The organism is Syntrophales bacterium, from assembly GCA_023229765.1.
In the GTDB taxonomy this organism is placed as follows: domain Bacteria; phylum Desulfobacterota; class Syntrophia; order Syntrophales; family UBA5619; genus DYTH01.
The window spans coordinates 1-3,974 of the sequence record JALNYO010000078.1 but is presented as its reverse complement, the minus strand read 5'-3'; the positions used below and the strand labels follow the sequence as shown (position 1 = coordinate 3,974).

At 53.1% G+C, this 3,974-nt stretch carries 4 protein-coding genes; 2 read left to right on the top strand and 2 right to left on the bottom strand.

Annotated features, from left to right (window positions below):
• Positions 1-703: 703 nt before the first annotated feature.
• On the bottom strand, positions 704-2,233 hold the full coding sequence (locus M0P74_18070) for an ATP-binding protein (protein MCK9365493.1): 1,530 nt from the start codon (positions 2,231-2,233) through the stop codon (positions 704-706).
• 390 nt (positions 2,234-2,623) lie between these two features.
• Between M0P74_18070 and M0P74_18065 the strand changes: the two genes are divergently transcribed.
• Positions 2,624-2,803 (top strand): DUF433 domain-containing protein, encoded by a 180-nt coding sequence (locus M0P74_18065; protein MCK9365492.1) that lies wholly within the window; start codon positions 2,624-2,626, stop codon positions 2,801-2,803.
• Entirely contained in the window at positions 2,800-2,961 is a 162-nt protein-coding gene (locus tag M0P74_18060) for a hypothetical protein (GenBank protein ID MCK9365491.1), read from the top strand. The genes M0P74_18065 and M0P74_18060 overlap by 4 nt, the downstream gene beginning before the upstream one ends.
• Positions 2,962-3,240: 279 nt before the next feature.
• On the opposite strand, the gene M0P74_18055 is transcribed toward M0P74_18060, so the two are convergent.
• The gene (locus M0P74_18055) at positions 3,241-3,900 is read right to left on the bottom strand and encodes an HAD family hydrolase (protein ID MCK9365490.1); all 660 of its coding nucleotides are present in this window, start codon (positions 3,898-3,900) and stop codon (positions 3,241-3,243) included.
• Positions 3,901-3,974 lie beyond the last annotated feature (74 nt).

The following is a 3,974-nucleotide window of genomic DNA, read 5'->3' as shown; positions in this document are numbered from 1 at the left end:
AAGTGGCCGCATGGGAAAGAGACCGAAATAACAGTGCCAGAAAAATTAACTGGCAATTTACGACCTCCGATGCTCGGATCAAGCTGAAGCGTCTCTATCCGAAGTTATAGGCGTTACATGGTACTAGCTAAAGTAAAAAATAGTTTTGAAACGATCTGATAGAAGTCCTACCACAACATCATCAAACCAATCCTCCCCATAACTGTTTGTAACTATTGGGGACAGCCACTCTTTACGCCATTGTGTGCTTGCCGAACCAAAACGACCGTATCAAATAATCGTTATTTGGCTTGTTCGGCATCATATTTAATTTCTTGACAGCTTTTGCAACCATTCGTTTCATCTTTTCGCATATCATTTCAATTTTATGATTCAAAAGCAGGGGGGAAGCTTCCCCATCCGTAGCGCTGTTGATCCACCTTTCACGCCCTGTCCGTGCTGGTCAGTTCAGTGCGCTTAACTAACCTAACATTATGATATAATAAACTAATTAACGACAGTGCCGATCATTTTCCTGATAGATTGCTGTTTGCCAATTCCCCTGGATTCCGGATCAAGTCCGGAATGACAAAATATGATTGGGCCTATTGCGCCATCGTCTGAAATTTACTATCGATGATCTGCTTCAGATTGTCCCGGGCATTGGCGAAACTGTCTCGTTCTTCGTGAGTCGGGCTCGTGACGTCCAGTCCCGAATTCCCATTCAGATCACCTTCCACCAGGGAGTTGCCAGTACCCGGCGGGTAAGAGGGAAAGTCTCATCGCCGCTGTAAAGAAGCAAGGCCCCATCGGTGAGGTCCGGATATTCGTCGAGGAAGGCTTCCAATCCCTTGGCATCGGCGGGTGTGACGCGGGCGGTGGACTTGATTTCGATGGGGATGAGCCTAGTCGGCGTTTCGATGACGAAATCCACCTCGATCCCCGTAACTGTGCGCCAGTAGAGCACTTCGGGGCGGCGCGCCTGCAAGTCACGCCAGGCCAAAAGGTCGGTGAGCACCAGGTTTTCCAGGTGCGCTCCTCGCGGTTCGCTCTCCCCGGCAAGAAAGAGAGCCAGCCCCGTATCGCTCCAATAGAGTTTGGGCGCTTTGATCAGCCGGTGGGTCCGGTTTACGGCGTAGGCGGAAAGGCGCACGGCTTGATAGCTCGTTTCCATCAGATTGAGAAAACGATGGACCTGAGTTTGGGCAATGCCCACATCGCGCCCCAGTTCAGTCTGGTTGACGATGTTGCCGATGCGCAGAGCGGCCGCGCGCATGAGGCGGCGGAAATCGGCGAGATTCTCAACTGCCCGGAGGGATTGGAGATCCCGTTCCAGATAGGTCTGCACATAGCCGGAAAACCAGAGTGCACGCTCCTCGGCGCCGGCAAGGCGATAGGCGGGAACAGGTAAGCCACCGAGAGCTGCGGCAGTACGCCAATCCTCGACCGGGCTCTTCTGGTCAGCTAATACCTCGCGCCATCCCGAGAATGGCGTCGTCAGCAACTCGCTCCAGGCCCCAGTGCGGCCCTGCCCCAAACGCTCGCGCCGGGTGAAGGGCCAGAGGGTGACATAGACCGCCCGTCCCGCTAAGGTTTCGCTTATTTTCTCCATCATCAGGAGGTTGGCCGAGCCGGTGAGGATAAAACGTCCCGGGGTGCGCTCCGGGTCGTCATCGACCGCGCGTTTAACGGTGATGAGCAGGTCTCGGGCACGTTGCACCTCATCGAGCACCAGGCGGTGGGCCCGCGCGATTACCGCCTCCGGTTCCTCTGCCGCCTGGATCCGCAGGTCGAAGTCGTCAAGGGTGAGATAGGGCCTGCCTTCCAAAAGCGGCAGCGCACGCAAGAGGGTGGTCTTGCCGGTTTGGCGAGCGCCGAGCAGCACAACCACCGGGGCGAGACGGGCGGCTCGTTCGATGGCAGCAGCGGCGGCGCGGGGTAGCAAGGGATTTGGGGTTATGTTTTCCATGCATGTATGATAATCATACTTTGAAAGTATATGCAATCCTTTTATCACAGGATGCATTAATCGCTGCCGAACGAGCCAACCAGCCTTTACGTGATTATTCCTTAAATTATTGAATTGAATTGATAAGATATTGCTTTTAGCGGTCGGAAGTATAGGGGGCTGTTTTTGTTTGTCAAGGAATATTTTGCATCGATTTTGCGTCGAAAAACAGTGACTGGCGATGCGGTTCGGTAAGGAAGGTGGATCGGCGGCCCCTCTTTTGAGAAAGCGTAGCTTAATCTTCATAAATCAGCGCACCTCTTGGCCGAGTCACCCGGCAAGAGGGTATTTTTGAGCAAAATTATGAACATTAAGCTACGCTTTCAGACATACCTCACCGGCACGCCTTTTTTTAAAATGCGTTATGACTGGATGTATTCATCCCAAGAGTATTATGAACATTAAGCTGCGCTTTCAGGGTCGCCGTAAATAGTGTCAGCGTGTGTTTGAAGCTTTCGATCGCAAGCGGCGTATTGACGGATTGGCGGAGCGTGAGCTTTTGGCAGTGGTTTTGCCCTTACCAGCCATAGTCCCAGATGTTCGAGAATGGCCCGGATCACCGACGGGTCTTCAATAAAACTGATGATCCACATCTCCTAATCCGGAAGATCGTGTGCAAGGATCAAGGAGGGAATTATGAAGACCTATGAAAAAATCGAAATGAATCCAAAGATCATGTTTGGGAAACCGGTCATCAAGCACACGCGGATTACCGTGGAGCAGATCCTCCGAAAGCTGTCTGGCGGGATGACCATCGAGGAGGTCATCAACGATCATCCTCACCTAACCCGAGAGGATATCTATTCCGCGGAATGATCCTGATTCGCATTGATGTCTGGGAAAGACACCAGAAATGGCCACGCGTGGAAGCGCTGATCGCGAAACATGAAGATCGATTGCCGGGACATTTTGTGGTGGTTGATCTGGATAAATATCGCTTTCGCCCGCTGATTTTTAAGCAGCCCCCTTTGTGATCAATTCGATGGATGAGCCGCGATATGACGCCCATGGCATGACTGACATCCAACCCAGCGACACCATAGCCGCCTTCATCGCTCGCTGGAAGCCCTCGGGCGGCAGGGAATTAGCGAACTGCCAATCCTTCATGATCGAACTGTACGCCTTGCTGGGGGTCACGCCGCACTCACACGCTCACAGCGACCCTTCCCAAAGACCATACAGCCCCACTCCAGACTTCAGTAATGAGCCACGAGATCGAAAGGTACTGGTAAGCATTTCTGGATCTTAATCACTCAAAGATGCCCAAGGATTGCCGACGCATTTGCGAGAATCAGGTCGGCGCCGGCTGCACGCAGACTTTTCTCGTCGGCGCTTCCCGTCAAGACCCCGACCGCGCAGCTTCCCGCTCGCCTGGCGGTCATGATATCCATAGGATGATCGCCGACCATCGCCGCGTCCTTTTCCGAGACTCCCAGAATGCCAAGCGCTTTTTGCAAATGGTCCGGATGGGGTTTGACATTTTGCGAATCCTCGCGGGTAAGCGTGGCATCGGCATACAGTTCGACATCGGGGAAAACGCGCAGCACCGCGGCCCGGCAATTCCTCGTAATTATTCCTGTTTTTATGGAATGTTTCTTTAATTCAGCAAGGAGTGTTTTTGTGCTTGGAAACAGCTTCCCCTTCCGGGCGGCCGCCATCTCTATTTCGGCAATAACAGAATAAGCCTCCAGCCGAAACCGGGAGGCATCTTTTTTGTTCCTTTTGGCGATTAAGGCGGCGGTCTCGATCATCTCAAGGGTGTAGAGGCCTGTGAGCTTTTCTTCCGGGATGGACCGGCAGAGAGGCAAATCCAGCACGGCGGCGCGCATCAGGGCGAAATCTATGTTAAGCCCCGCCAAGGTGCCGTCAAAATCAAAAACAATCGCCTGCCAGGTTTTAGATTCTATCTTCAAAGCTGCTCATTTTCCGATACTCCCAGAGCGCCGCCAGGGCGCCCGCCGCCCGCTCCGGGGTGGGAAAATTGACG

Bases quoted from the DNA above. Each gene is read 5' to 3' on its own strand.
- M0P74_18070 (MCK9365493.1), bottom strand. From the start codon at position 2,233: ATGAAGATTAAGCTACGCTTTCTCAAAAGAGGGGCCGCCGATCCACCT.
- M0P74_18065 (MCK9365492.1), top strand. From the start codon at position 2,624: ATGAAGACCTATGAAAAAATCGAAATGAATCCAAAGATCATGTTTGGG.
- M0P74_18060 (MCK9365491.1), top strand. From the start codon at position 2,800: ATGATCCTGATTCGCATTGATGTCTGGGAAAGACACCAGAAATGGCCA.